Below are 12,759 nucleotides of genomic sequence, written 5' to 3'. Positions count from 1 at the left end.
TCAGGCTTGGCCGTTTGACAGCCGGCCGAAACCCGGTCACCTATGCTGAAAATCATTGAACGCTGAATAAAAAGCGTCATCGGGCCGGAAACAAGATTGGGATGCACATGAACAGACTCGTGAAGACCGCCCTGCTGGCGGGCGCCGCATTCGGCGCAATGACCTCGGCCGCTCAGGCGCAGGACGTGACGACGCAGGAGGCTGCGGCCCAGGTCGAAGACATCATCGTCACCGCCCGCCGCACCGAGGAGTCGGCCCAGAAGACGCCCCTGGCCCTGACCGCCTTCAGCGGCGAGACGCTGGAGCGCACAGGCGCTCAACAGGTCACCGATTTGCAGGGCGCGGTGCCGAACCTGAACCTGGTCCAGGGCCGGGGCTCGTCGAACGCGACCAACATCTACATCCGCGGCGTGGGCCAGCCCGACGCGCTGCAGACCTTTGATCCGGCGGTCGGGGTCTATGTCGACGACGTCTATTATTCGCGTATTCGCGGCACCCAGTTCGACCTGCTGGATCTGGAGCGCGTCGAGATTCTGCGCGGCCCGCAGGGTACGCTGTACGGCAAGAACACCATCGGCGGCGCCATGAAGCTGGTGTCGCGCCGCCCGGACCAGGAGTTCCGCGCCCGCGCCTCGGCCGCCTATGGCGACTATGACCTGGTTGAAGTCCAGGGCGCCGTGTCCGGCCCCGTGACCGACAACCTGGCCCTGGGCCTGTCGGCTCTGCATTCGGAGCGCGGCGGCTATGTCACCGATCCGGCCACCGGCGCCGAATACAACGACAAGAACTCGACCGCCGTGCGCGCCAGCCTGGCCTGGGATCCGGCGTCGAACTTCCGCATCGACCTGAACGCCGACTACGCCAAGGACGATGCGGGCATGACGGTCGGTCAGGCCCAGAACGATTTGACGGACCTGTTGAAAACCACGGTGTTGCGCCCCGTGCCGAACCCGGTTCCGGAATATAATTTCAAGACCCGTACGACGCCGGGCCTGCCGAACGAGACGCGGCTGGAGACCTGGGGCACGGCGCTGCGCGCGACCTGGGATCTGTCCGACGCGCTGTCGCTGAAGTCGATCACCGCCTATCGCGGCCTGAACACCGACGACTACATCGACTTCGACGCCACGGAACTGGAGATCGCCGACGCCCTGGTGGCCGTGGATCAGACCCAGTTCAGCCAGGAGCTGCAGCTGACTTATACCGGCGATCGTCTGAACGCGGTCGCGGGCCTGTACTACCTGAAGGAAGACGTCGACTCCCATCAGGAGAGCTATAACGACGCTCTGCTGGGACCGGCGTTCGGCAACTCCGGCTTCCTGCGTACCATCGACGACACTCTGGAGACGACCTCCAAGGCCGTCTACGGCAACCTCAGCTATGACGTGACCGACAAGCTGCGCCTGTCGGCGGGCGTCCGCTATACTGAGGAAGAGAAGGACTACTGGCGCACGACGTCGACCTTCTACAGCCTGCTGCCGGCATTCAACGCGACCTATGTCTTCGCTCCGGACGTGGGCAAGTACGACGACACTTCGATCATGCTGTCGGCCGATTATCTGTTGTCCGACGACGCCATGGTTTATGCCCGCTATTCGCAGGGCTTCAAGTCGGGCGGCTTCAACGGCCGCGCCAACTCCCCGACCGAGGCGACCGAGTACCAGCCGGAAACGGCGGACTCGTTCGAAGTCGGCGCCAAGACCTCGTTCTGGGATCGTCGCGCCCGCCTGAACCTGGCGGCCTTCATGACCAAGTATGAAGACTTCCAGGCTCGCGTCGCCGGTCTCGACACGGACCCGGTGACGGGTCTGCCCGCCCCGGTTCTGTCGGTGCTGAACGCCGGTCAGCTGGACATCTTCGGCTTCGAGCTGGAAGGCGTTCTGGTCCCGATCCGCGGTCTGACGCTGGACGCCCAGGTCGGCTTCCTCGAAGCCGACTACAAGGAGTTCAAGGACGACCGCTTCACCAACTTCGGCGGCAGCCGCGCCTTCCAGGACCCGGCCTTCTCGCCCAAGTGGACCCTGCGGTTCGGCGGCCAGTACGAATGGTTCCTGTCGGGCGGCTCCTCGGTGACCGTCGGCGGCGCGGCCAAGTTCCGCTCCAGGATGGCTCTGGCGGTGGACAACACCTACGAGAACACGGCCATCGAGATCCCGGGAATGTATCAGGACGACTACTGGCTGTACGATGCTCGCGTCGTCTGGTCGGACGCGTCGGATCGTTATTCGGTCGGCCTGTATGGCCAGAACCTGTCGGACGAGGTCTACAAGACCGACGCTCAGGAGTTCTCGTCCATCGGCAACATCCGCACCGCCTATTACGGCGCGCCGCGGACCTGGATGATCAAGGTTTCGGCCAAGTATTGATGCTGCAGGCCTGAGCGCAGCGTACTGGGCGGCGGTTCGTTGGAGCCGCCGCCCTTCTTTTTTCGTGGCGCGCGGCCGTCGGGCCGCTACCGTCGCCGCAGCAGCCAGTCGGGGAAGGCCCATGAATCAGATCGAGGCCGCAAAGGTCCAGGCGGGAACGGTCGAGGCGCAAACCGCCTCGCCGGGCTATCGCTACTATGTGCTGGGGATCCTGATCCTCATCTACATGCTGAACTTCCTGGATCGGCAGATCATCGGCATTCTGGCCGCGCCGCTGAAGGCCGAGTTCAACCTCAGCGACAGCCAGTTCGGCCTGCTGGGCGGGCTGGCCTTCGCCCTGCTCTATTCCACCCTGGCCATCCCGATCGCCTGGCTGGCCGACCGGTTCAGCCGGGTGTGGATCATGACCGGCGCCCTGACGCTGTGGTCGGGCTTCACCGCCCTGTGCGGCCTGGCGGGCGGGTTCGGCTCCCTGTTCCTGTGCCGCATGGGCGTCGGCATCGGCGAGGCGGGCGGCGTGGCCCCGGCCTATTCCCTGATCGCCGACTACTTCCCCAAGTCACAGCGGGCGCGGGCCCTGGCGGCCTACGCCTTCGGCATTCCGCTGGGCATGGCGGCGGGCACCCTGGTCGGCGGCTTGCTGGCGGCGACCTACGGTTGGCGCACGGCCTTCATCGTGGTCGGCGTCCTGGGTGTGCTGGTCGCGCCTGTCCTGCGCCTGACGGTCAAGGATCCCAAGCGCGGAGGGTTGGACATCGAGCCGGCCGCTGCCGCAGCCGCTCCCGTCGAAACGCCGAAAGCCCCGCCCTTCAAGGCGGTGGTGCGCACCCTGGCCCCCAAGCCCAGTTTCTGGCTGCTGGCGTTCGGCGCGGCGTCGTCCTCTGTGTGCGGCTACGGCGTGGCCGCCTGGCTGCCCAGCTTCTTCATGCGCAGCTTTGGCCTGACCCTGTCGCAGACGGCCTGGTACTACTCCGCCATCGTCCTGGTCGGCGGGGTGGCGGGCATCTGGCTGGGCGGCGCCATGGCCGACCGGCTGGGCAGGAAATCCAAGGGGGCCTATCCGCTGACGCCGGCGATCGCCTTCCTGATTTCGGTGCCGTGCTTCATCCTGGCGATGAATTCAGGCGCGGTGGTGGGCGCGGTCATGCCGGGCTCGGACCCCAACGGCTTTGCGGCTCTGGCCCTGGCCTTCCTGATCTTCCTGATCCCGACGGGCCTGAACCTGACCTGGCTGGGGCCGATCACGGCGGCGGTGCAGCATCTGGCCAGCCCGACCATGCGGACCACGGCCTCGGCCCTGTTCCTGCTGATCAACAACCTGCTGGGGATCGCCGTCGGCATCTATTACTTCGGCTGGATGAGCGACATGCTGCGTCCGACCTTCGGCGAGGAAAGCCTGCGTTGGGCCATCTATACGGGCATGGGCTTCTACCTGCTGTCCTCGGCCCTGCTGTTCGGCGCCTCGCGCACGCTCCAGAAGGACTGGGTCGACTAACGGCCCCCAGACAGCCCTGGGCGGCGGTCCGGCGAGGCCCGCCGCCCGGCATAAGAAAATCCTCATGAGGCCATAAGACGACAGGCGGTTGCGCTGGCGAAGGCGCGACGCCTATAAGCGCGGCCAAAGTTTCCACAAACCTCCCTAAACGGCGCGGATCAGACATGAACATTCACGAGTATCAGGCCAAGCAGGTCCTCAAGGGCTACGGCGCCCCGGTCGCGGACGGCGTCGCCATCACCTCGGCCGACCAGGCCGAAGCCGCCGCCAAGCAGCTGCCTGGCCCGCTCTATGTCGTGAAGTCGCAGATCCACGCCGGCGGCCGCGGCAAGGGCAAGTTCAAGGAACTGGGCGCCGACGCCAAGGGCGGCGTGCGTCTGGCCTTCTCGATCGAGGAAGCCGTCGCCCACGCCAAGGAAATGCTGGGCAACACCCTGGTGACCGCCCAGACGGGCGAGGCCGGCAAGCAGGTCAACCGCCTGTACATCGAAGACGGCGCCGACATCGCCCGTGAGCTGTACTGCTCGCTGCTGGTCGACCGTTCGGTCGGTCAGACGGCCTTCGTCGTCTCGACCGAAGGCGGCATGGACATCGAGGAAGTGGCCCACGCCACCCCCGAAAAGATCCACACCATCGCCATCAACCCGGAAGCCGGCGTCACCGCCGAGAACGTCGCCGCCATCAATGCGGCGCTGGAGCTGACCGGTTCGGCCGCCGAAGACGGCAAGTCGCTGTTCCCGATCCTGTACAAGGCCTTCGTCGAGAAGGACATGGACATGCTCGAGATCAACCCGCTGATCGTCATGGAGAACGGCCACCTGCGCGTTCTGGACGCCAAGGTCAGCTTCGACGGCAACGCCCTGTACCGCCACGAAGACATCCGCGCCCTGCGCGATGAGACTGAAGAGGACGCCAAGGAGATCGAGGCCTCGAAGTGGGACCTCGCCTATGTGGCCCTCGACGGCAACATCGGCTGCATGGTCAACGGCGCCGGCCTGGCCATGGCGACGATGGACATCATCAAGCTGTACGGCAAGGAGCCGGCCAACTTCTGCGACGTCGGCGGCGGCGCCGGCAAGGACAAGGTCGCGGCGGCCTTCAAGATCATCACCGCCGACCCGAAGGTCGAGGGCATCCTCGTCAACATCTTCGGCGGCATCATGAAGTGCGATGTCATCGCCGAGGGCGTCGTGGCCGCGGTGAAGGAAGTGGGCCTGAAGGTGCCGCTGGTCGTGCGTCTGGAAGGCACGAACGCCGAGCTGGGCAAGAAGATCCTGAACGAGTCGGGCCTGACCATCCAGGCCGCCGACGACCTGGACGACGCCGCCCAGAAGATCGTCGCGGCGGTCGCCTAAGCGCCGCTACCGCCCAGCAGACACACAGAATTCAGAGCACAGACACATGTCCATCCTCGTCAACAAAGACACCAAGATCCTGGTTCAGGGCCTGACCGGCAAGACCGGCGGCTTCCACACCGAACAGGCGCTGGCCTATTACAACACCAAGATGGTCGGCGGCGTGCACCCGACCAAGGGCGGCCAGACCTGGACCGGCTCGCACGGTGAAACCCTGCCGATCTTCGCCTCGGTCGCCGAAGGCAAGGAGCGCACCGGCGCCGACGCCACGGTGATCTACGTTCCGCCGGCAGGCGCGGCCGACGCCATCATCGAGGCCATCGACGCCGAGATCCCCTTCATCACCTGCATCACCGAAGGCATCCCGGTGCAGGACATGGTCCGCGTCAAGGCGCGTCTGGACCGCTCGAACTCGCGCCTCCTGGGCCCGAACTGCCCCGGCGTCCTGACCCCCGAAGAGTGCAAGATCGGCATCATGCCGGGCAATATCTTCAAGAAGGGCAACGTCGGCATCGTCTCGCGTTCGGGCACCCTGACCTATGAGGCCGTGTTCCAGACCACCAACGAAGGCCTGGGCCAGACCACGGCCGTCGGCATCGGCGGCGACCCGGTCAAGGGCACCGAGTTCATCGACGTGCTGGAGATGTTCCTGGCCGACGACGCCACCGAGTCCATCATCATGATCGGCGAAATCGGCGGCGCGGCTGAAGAAGACGCCGCCCAGTTCCTGATCGACGAAGCCAAGAAGGGCCGCAAGAAGCCGATGGCCGGCTTCATCGCGGGCCGTACGGCGCCGAAGGGCCGCACCATGGGCCATGCCGGCGCCGTCGTCTCGGGCGGCAAGGGCGATGCGGAATCCAAGATCGCCGCCATGGAGGCCGCGGGCATCCGCGTGTCGCCGTCGCCGGCGCGCCTGGGCACGACTCTGGTGGAAGTGCTGAAGGGCTAAATCCTTCAGCGCACGCTGCGCGTGCGGGCGCTATCGCTCGCCGCGCGGCGGCTCGCTGCTTCAGCGCCTTTTTGAGGGGCGCGGCGAATGCTCGCGACGCGGTCGCTCGCGGCTTGAGCGCCGGATTCACCGAAGGGCGGGTGCGGCGTCGGCGGGGCGGCGGATTAGACCAAAGTCTAACCTATCCGCGTTCCGGGGACGTTTTTCGCGCCGTGTGACCTTTTGTAACGCCTCCGGAATCGTCCGGGGGCGTTTTTTCTTGCTGATTCGACCAAATTCCACCCGCTCCGCCTCCCTTCGGTCATGACCAGTAAGGAAACAGGGCCTATATGAACGGCGCTGCTCTCCGCGCGGCTGTGCGCGGGCGGTTGTAAAGGGACGATTGAAAGAAAAATGGCGGACGATGCGGGTCGGCTGAACCAGGTCTTTGCCGAGACCTCCTTCCTCTATGGCGCGAACGCCGCCTTCATTGAGGACCTGCACGAAAAATGGGCTTCGGACCCCGGCTCGGTGTCGGGGGAGTGGCGCGCCTTCTTCGATCAGCTGAAGGACAACGCCGACCTGGTGAAGCAGTCGGCCGCCGCCGGCTCCTGGGGCCGTTCGGGCGCGACCGAGCCGACCGAGGAAACCGCCGTGTTCGACGGCCGCTGGCCGGCCCCCAAGGTCGATCCCAAGGCCGCCGGCAAGCCCGGCCCGCGTCCGGCCGCTCCGGTCGCTGACGCCTCGGGCGCCGTTTCAGCCGCCGACGTGCGCGCCGCCGCCCACGATTCCATCCGCGCCCTGATGCTGATCCGCGCCTATCGCGTGCGCGGCCACCTGCAGGCCAACCTCGACCCGCTGGGCATCGAGCCGCCGATCCAGAACCCGGAGCTGACGCCGGAGTTCTACGGCTTCACCGCCGCCGACATGGATCGCCCGATCTTCCTGGACGGCGTCCTGGGTCTGGAGACCGGCTCGGTCCGCCAGGTGCTGGAGATCCTCAAGCGCACCTACTGCGGCAACATCGGCGTGCAGTTCATGCACATCGCCGAGCCTGAAGAGAAGGCCTGGCTGCAGCAGCGTTTCGAAGGCCCGGACAAGTTCGAGCAGAACGCCTTCACCAAGGAAGGCAAGCTGGCCATCTTCAAGAAGCTGGCCGAGGCGGAAGGCTTCGAGCGCTTCCTGCACAAGCGCTTCCCCGGCACCAAGCGCTTCGGCCTGGACGGCGGCGAGGCCATGGTTCCTGCGCTGGAGCAGGTCATCAAGCGCGGCGGCGCCCTGGGCGTCGACGAAATCGTTCTGGGCATGGCGCACCGCGGCCGCCTGAACGTCCTCGCGGCCGTCATGGGCAAGCCCTACAAGGCCATCTTCCACGAGTTCCAGGGCGGATCTTCCGTCCCTTCGGACATCGAGGGCTCGGGCGACGTCAAATACCACATGGGCGCCTCGTCGGACCGTGAGTTCGACGGCCACAGCGTCCACCTGTCGCTGACCGCCAACCCGTCGCACCTCGAGATCGTCAACCCGGTTGTCCTCGGCAAGTCGCGCGCCAAACAGGCCTTCGACATCCGCGAGGCCGAGGTCAACGTCGGCAAGCCGGACGTCGAATGGGTGCTGGACCGCTCCAAGGTCGCCCCCCTGCTGATCCACGGCGACGCGGCCTTCGCCGGCCAGGGCGTCGTGGCCGAGTGCTTCGCCCTGATGGGGCTGAAGGGCTACCGCACCGGCGGCACCCTGCACTTCGTCATCAACAACCAGATCGGCTTCACCACCAGCCCGCGCAACTCGCGTTCGTCGCCCTATCCGTCGGATGTGGCCCTGATGGTCCAGGCGCCGATCTTCCACGTCAACGGCGACGATCCCGAAGCGGTCGTCTTCGCCGCCAAGGTGGCCACCGAATACCGCCAGAAGTTCCACAAGGACGTGGTGGTGGACATGTTCTGCTACCGCCGCTTCGGCCACAACGAAGGCGACGACCCGACCTTCACCCAGCCGCTGATGTACGCGAAGATCAAGAGCCAGCCTTCGACGCTGGAGATCTACGCCAAGCGCCTGATCGGCGAGGGCGTCATCACCCAGGCCGAGGTCGACGCCGAGATCGCCCGCTTCGAGGCCTATCTCGACGCCGAGTTCGAGGCCGGAAAGACCTTTGAAGCCAAGAAGGCCGACTGGCTGGACGGCGAGTGGAAGGGCCTGGGCGCCGAAAACACCGATGACGCCGCGCAGCGCGGCGACACCGCCGTCCCGGCCGACAAGCTCAAGGACTTCGGCCACCGTCTGACGACCATCCCGAACAGCGTCGACGTGCACAAGACGCTGAAGCGCGTCATCGACGGCCGTCGCGAGGCGGTGTCGAGCGGCCAGAACATCGACTGGGCCACGGCCGAGAGCCTGGCCTTCGCCAGCCTGCTGGACGAGGGCTACAACGTGCGTCTGTCGGGGCAGGACTCGGTGCGCGGCACCTTCTCGCAGCGTCACTCGGGCGTCACCGATCAGACGACCGAACAGCGCTACTTCCCGCTGAACAACCTGCGTGAAGGCCAGGCCCATTTCGAGGTCATCGACTCGGCCCTGTCGGAAGAGGCGGTGCTGGGCTTCGAGTACGGCTATTCGCTGGCCGACCCGAACACCCTGACCATGTGGGAAGGCCAGTTCGGCGACTTCGTGAACGGCGCCCAGGTGGTGATCGACCAGTTCATCTCCTCGGGCGAGCGCAAGTGGCTGCGGATGAGCGGCCTCGTGATGCTTCTGCCGCACGGCTATGAAGGCCAGGGCCCCGAGCACTCCTCGGCGCGTCTTGAGCGCTTCCTGCAGCAGTGCGCCGAGAACAACATGCAGGTCGCCAACTGCACGACGCCGGCCAACTACTTCCACATCCTGCGTCGCCAGCTGCACCGCTCGTTCCGCAAGCCGCTGATCCTGATGACGCCCAAGTCGCTGCTGCGTCACAAGAAGGCCGTCTCGACCCTGGCCGACATGGCCGAGGGTTCGTCCTTCCACCGCGTGCTGCGCGACGACGCCCAGCTGCGTCCGGACGTGGCGGGCGTCACGCTCAAGGCCGACAAGGACATCCGCAAGGTCATCGTCTGCTCGGGCAAGGTCTATTACGACCTGCTGGACGCGCGCGAGAAGGCGGGCGTCAACGACATCTACATCCTGCGTCTGGAACAGTTCTATCCGTGGCCGATCAAGTCGATCTCGGCGGAACTGGCGCGCTTCCCCAACGCTGACCTGGTGTGGTGCCAGGAAGAGCCGAAGAACATGGGCGGCTGGACCTTCGTTGATCCGTGGATCGAGCTGACGCTCGAGAAGATGGACGTGAAGGCCAAGCGCGCGCGCTACGTCGGTCGTCCGGCTTCGGCCTCGACCGCTGCGGGCCTGATGAGCCGACACCTGAAGGAACTCGAGACCTTCCTCGCCGAGGCCATGGCCTGACCGCCGCGCCTGACCTAAAAGACAAGCAAAGTTCAGACACGAAAAGACACTGAAGATGGCCGATATCCTGACCCCCGCCCTCGGTGAATCCGTCGCCGAAGCCTCCATCGCCAAGTGGACCAAGAAGGTTGGCGACGCCGTGAAGAAGGACGAAGTCCTGGTCGAGCTGGAAACCGACAAGGTCTCGCTCGAGGTCGTCGCTCCCGCCGACGGCGTGCTGTCGGCGATCAACGCCGGTGAAGGCGACACGGTCGTTCCCGGCACGGTGCTGGGCGCCGTGACCGAAGGCGGCGCGGCCGCCGCCTCGGCTCCGGCTCCGGCGGCTGCGGCTCCCGCCGCCGCTCCGGCCGCTTCGGGCGGCGCCGCGGTCGACATCGCCGTGCCGACCATGGGCGAAAGCGTCGCCGAAGGCTCGATCGGAACCTGGCTGAAGAAGTCGGGCGACACCGTCGCCAAGGACGAACTGCTGGTCGAGATCGAGACCGACAAGGTGGCCGTGGAAGTCTCGGCCCCAGCCGCCGGCGTCCTGACCATCACGGCTGCTGATGGCGCTACCGTGACCCCCGGTCAGGTGATCGGTTCGGTCGCCGCCTCGGGCGCCGCCGCTGCGGCTGCTCCGGCCCCGGCCGCCGCTCCGGCCAACACGGGCTCTGCCCAGGCTCCGGCTTCTGCTCACCTGTCGCCCGCCGTTCAGCGCGTCGTTTCGGAAAACAACCTGAACCCGGCTTCGCTGTCGGCTTCGGGTCCGAAGGGCAACATCACCAAGGCCGACGCCATCGCCGCCATCGGCGCCGCCGCCCCGGCTACGCCCGCCGCTGCTGCTCCGGCCGCCCCGCGCGCCGACCAGCCGCGCGAAGAGCGGGTGAAGATGACGCGCCTGCGTCAGACCATCGCCCGCCGCCTGAAGGAATCCCAGAACACGGCCGCCCAGCTGACCACCTTCAACGAGGTGGACATGACCAACGTCATGGCCCTGCGCGCCCAGTACAAGGAAGTCTTCGAGAAGCGCCACGGCGTGAAGCTGGGCTTCATGTCCTTCTTCACCAAGGCCGTGGTCCAGGCCCTGCATGAAATCCCGGCCGTCAACGCCGAGATCGACGGCACGGACATCATCTACAAGAACCACTACGACATCGGCATCGCCGTCGGCACCGACAAGGGCCTGGTGGTTCCGGTGCTGCGCGACGCCGACGTCCTGTCGCTGGCTGGCATCGAGAAGGGCATCGGCGCCCTGGGCAAGGCCGCCCGTGACGGCGCCCTGACCATGGACCAGATGCAGGGCGGCACCTTCACCATCACCAACGGCGGCACCTACGGCTCGCTGATGTCGACGCCGATCCTGAACGCGCCGCAGTCGGGCATCCTGGGCATGCACAACATCGTGCAGCGCCCGATGGCCATCAACGGCGAGGTCAAGATCCGTCCGATGATGTACCTGGCCCTCAGCTACGATCACCGTATCGTCGACGGCAAGGAAGCCGTGACCTTCCTGGTCCGCATCAAGGAACTGCTGGAAGACCCCGCGCGCGCCTTGCTGGACTTGTAAGGTCCGCGCACTGCGAACGATTGACGACGGCGGGATCTTCGGATCTCGCCGTTTTCAATTGCGCGTCCCGCAGGCGTGCTAGGCTGGCGACATGAGCCTGGTCGAGATCGCCCGCTATCAAGACGTCTATGAGGCCGATCTGGCGGCCGCCTTCCTGGCGTCGCACGACATCGAGGTGTCCGTGACCGAGCGGTTCCAGACCACGGTCGATCCCCTGATGCAGCGCGCCCTCGGCATCCGTCTGATGGGGCGGGCGGATCAGGCGGCGCAGGCACGCGACCTGCTGGCGCGCGCCGGGACCGGCGAGTTCGCGACCGATGAAGGCGATGATCTGGACGGACCGGATTCGACGGTTCGCGCGGCGTCGCGAGGGCTGGCCCTGTTCGCCTTCGCGACCGGCGCGGGCTTTGTCGGTACAAGCATGCCGCGTCGCTTCGGCGCCTTTCAGTGGGCGGGCCTGGCGATCCTGGGCGTGGTGGTGCTGCTGTCGCCGGTCCTGTGGCTGGTCGGGGTGTTCAGCGCCTAGAGGCCGACGTCCCAGACGCCCGCGTCGCGCATCCGGCACTCGCGGGCCTCAGCGGCGCGCCCGCCCATGTCCTGGGCCATGCCGCGAATGGCGTCGGACACCGTGGTCTTGTGCAGGCCCGGCGCGACGGCGTGGATGAAGGCGCAGCCCGCCAGACGCAGCAGCTTGAAGCCGAAGCGCGACGAGGCGGCCAGATGCTCGACATAGGTCTCGTCGACCTCGCGCGGGTGGTCGCGGAACAGGCGGTTGAAAGCGTTCGACATGACGACAGCCTAGCGTGCTCGCGCCGGTCCCTCTACCCGGCGGTCGCATTCTGGCTTAAACCCGCCGCAGCAACAGGGGACGCTTCGTCACGCCGCTTCAATCCCGCGTGAGCCCCTTACTCAGACGCACAAGGACGACCGATGGCCGACGGCAAGATCCCTTCCGCCCAAACCTTCCGCTGGGATGACCCGTTCGACCTGACGGGGCGGCTGACCGATGAAGAGCGGATGGTTCAGGATGCGGCGCGGTCCTATGCGCGCGAGGCCCTGCTGCCGCGCGTGGTCGCCGCCTTCCGCGACGAGGTCTTCGACCGCGCCATCATGACCGAGATGGGCGAGATGGGCTTCCTCGGCGCCATGCTGCCCGAGCAGTACGGCGGCTCCGAAGCGTCGCACGTCGCCTACGGCCTGATCGCCCGCGAGGTCGAGGCGGTCGACAGCGGCTATCGCTCGGCCATGTCGGTGCAGTCGTCGCTGGCCATGTACCCGATCTACGCCTTCGGTTCCGAAGAGCAGAAGACGAAATTCCTGCCGAAGATGGCGGCTGGCGAGCTGGTCGGCTGCTTCGGCCTGACCGAGGCGGACGGCGGGTCGGACCCGGCCTCGATGAAGACCACGGCGGTCGCGGTCGACGGCGGCTATCGCCTGAACGGCGGCAAATACTGGATCACCAACTCGCCCATCGCCGACCTGGCCATCGTCTGGGCCAAGCTGGACGGCAAGATCCGCGGCTTCATCGTCGAGCGCGACTTCGACGGCTTCACCACGGGCAAGATCGGCGACAAGCTCAGCTTGCGCGCCTCGGTGACGGGCGACATCGGCCTGAACGACGTCTTCGTGCCGGA

The 12,759-nt window shown here is 66.4% G+C and carries 9 protein-coding genes; 8 read left to right on the top strand and 1 reads right to left on the bottom strand.

The window, feature by feature from the left end:
- The first annotated feature begins 107 nt into the window (after positions 1–107).
- From ACWGL1_RS09570 to ACWGL1_RS09540, 7 genes are all read left to right on the top strand, one after another.
- On the top strand, positions 108–2,366 hold the full coding sequence (locus ACWGL1_RS09570; protein ID WP_452111860.1) for a TonB-dependent receptor: 2,259 nt from the start codon (positions 108–110) through the stop codon (positions 2,364–2,366).
- Positions 2,367–2,487: 121 nt separating this feature from the next.
- A complete protein-coding gene (locus ACWGL1_RS09565; protein WP_291780764.1) occupies positions 2,488–3,861 on the top strand; it encodes a spinster family MFS transporter in 1,374 nt (457 codons plus the stop codon).
- A gap of 164 nt (positions 3,862–4,025) precedes the next feature.
- Positions 4,026–5,216: an ADP-forming succinate--CoA ligase subunit beta gene (sucC, locus tag ACWGL1_RS09560; RefSeq protein ID WP_291780767.1), complete on the top strand. Its 1,191-nt coding sequence runs from the start codon at positions 4,026–4,028 to the stop codon at positions 5,214–5,216.
- A gap of 46 nt (positions 5,217–5,262) precedes the next feature.
- Positions 5,263–6,165, top strand: coding sequence for a succinate--CoA ligase subunit alpha (sucD, locus tag ACWGL1_RS09555; RefSeq protein WP_291780771.1), 903 nt, complete (start codon positions 5,263–5,265; stop codon positions 6,163–6,165).
- A gap of 393 nt (positions 6,166–6,558) precedes the next feature.
- Entirely contained in the window at positions 6,559–9,579 is a 3,021-nt protein-coding gene (locus ACWGL1_RS09550) for a 2-oxoglutarate dehydrogenase E1 component (protein WP_338577349.1), read from the top strand.
- Between the two features lie 55 nt (positions 9,580–9,634).
- Positions 9,635–11,125, top strand: coding sequence for a 2-oxoglutarate dehydrogenase complex dihydrolipoyllysine-residue succinyltransferase (gene odhB / locus ACWGL1_RS09545; protein WP_338577347.1), 1,491 nt, complete (start codon positions 9,635–9,637; stop codon positions 11,123–11,125).
- A 91-nt stretch (positions 11,126–11,216) separates the two neighbouring features.
- On the top strand, positions 11,217–11,651 hold the full coding sequence (locus tag ACWGL1_RS09540; protein ID WP_338577345.1) for a putative signal transducing protein: 435 nt from the start codon (positions 11,217–11,219) through the stop codon (positions 11,649–11,651).
- Here the strand turns inward: ACWGL1_RS09540 and ACWGL1_RS09535 are convergent.
- Positions 11,648–11,914, bottom strand: coding sequence for a DUF6356 family protein (locus tag ACWGL1_RS09535; protein WP_291780784.1), 267 nt, complete (start codon positions 11,912–11,914; stop codon positions 11,648–11,650). The genes ACWGL1_RS09540 and ACWGL1_RS09535 overlap by 4 nt on opposite strands.
- A gap of 141 nt (positions 11,915–12,055) precedes the next feature.
- On the opposite strand from ACWGL1_RS09535, the gene ACWGL1_RS09530 reads away from it, so the two are divergent.
- Positions 12,056–12,759, top strand: a 704-nt coding sequence (locus ACWGL1_RS09530; protein ID WP_452111859.1) for an acyl-CoA dehydrogenase family protein, incomplete at its 3' end; no start/stop codon positions are given.

This window comes from Brevundimonas sp. NPDC055812 (assembly GCF_053616535.1).
Note: the sequence above shows the minus strand (reverse complement) of the source record. Positions and strands in the feature narration are given on the sequence as shown.

What these genes read in the sequence shown, in the direction of transcription:
- ACWGL1_RS09540 (WP_338577345.1), top strand. Translation starts at nt 11,217, where the DNA reads ATGAGCCTGGTCGAGATCGCCCGCTATCAAGACGTCTATGAGGCCGAT.
- sucC (WP_291780767.1), top strand. Translation starts at nt 4,026, where the DNA reads ATGAACATTCACGAGTATCAGGCCAAGCAGGTCCTCAAGGGCTACGGC.
- ACWGL1_RS09565 (WP_291780764.1), top strand. Translation starts at nt 2,488, where the DNA reads ATGAATCAGATCGAGGCCGCAAAGGTCCAGGCGGGAACGGTCGAGGCG.
- ACWGL1_RS09550 (WP_338577349.1), top strand. Translation starts at nt 6,559, where the DNA reads ATGGCGGACGATGCGGGTCGGCTGAACCAGGTCTTTGCCGAGACCTCC.
- sucD (WP_291780771.1), top strand. Translation starts at nt 5,263, where the DNA reads ATGTCCATCCTCGTCAACAAAGACACCAAGATCCTGGTTCAGGGCCTG.
- ACWGL1_RS09535 (WP_291780784.1), bottom strand. Translation starts at nt 11,914, where the DNA reads ATGTCGAACGCTTTCAACCGCCTGTTCCGCGACCACCCGCGCGAGGTC.
- odhB (WP_338577347.1), top strand. Translation starts at nt 9,635, where the DNA reads ATGGCCGATATCCTGACCCCCGCCCTCGGTGAATCCGTCGCCGAAGCC.
- ACWGL1_RS09570 (WP_452111860.1), top strand. Translation starts at nt 108, where the DNA reads ATGAACAGACTCGTGAAGACCGCCCTGCTGGCGGGCGCCGCATTCGGC.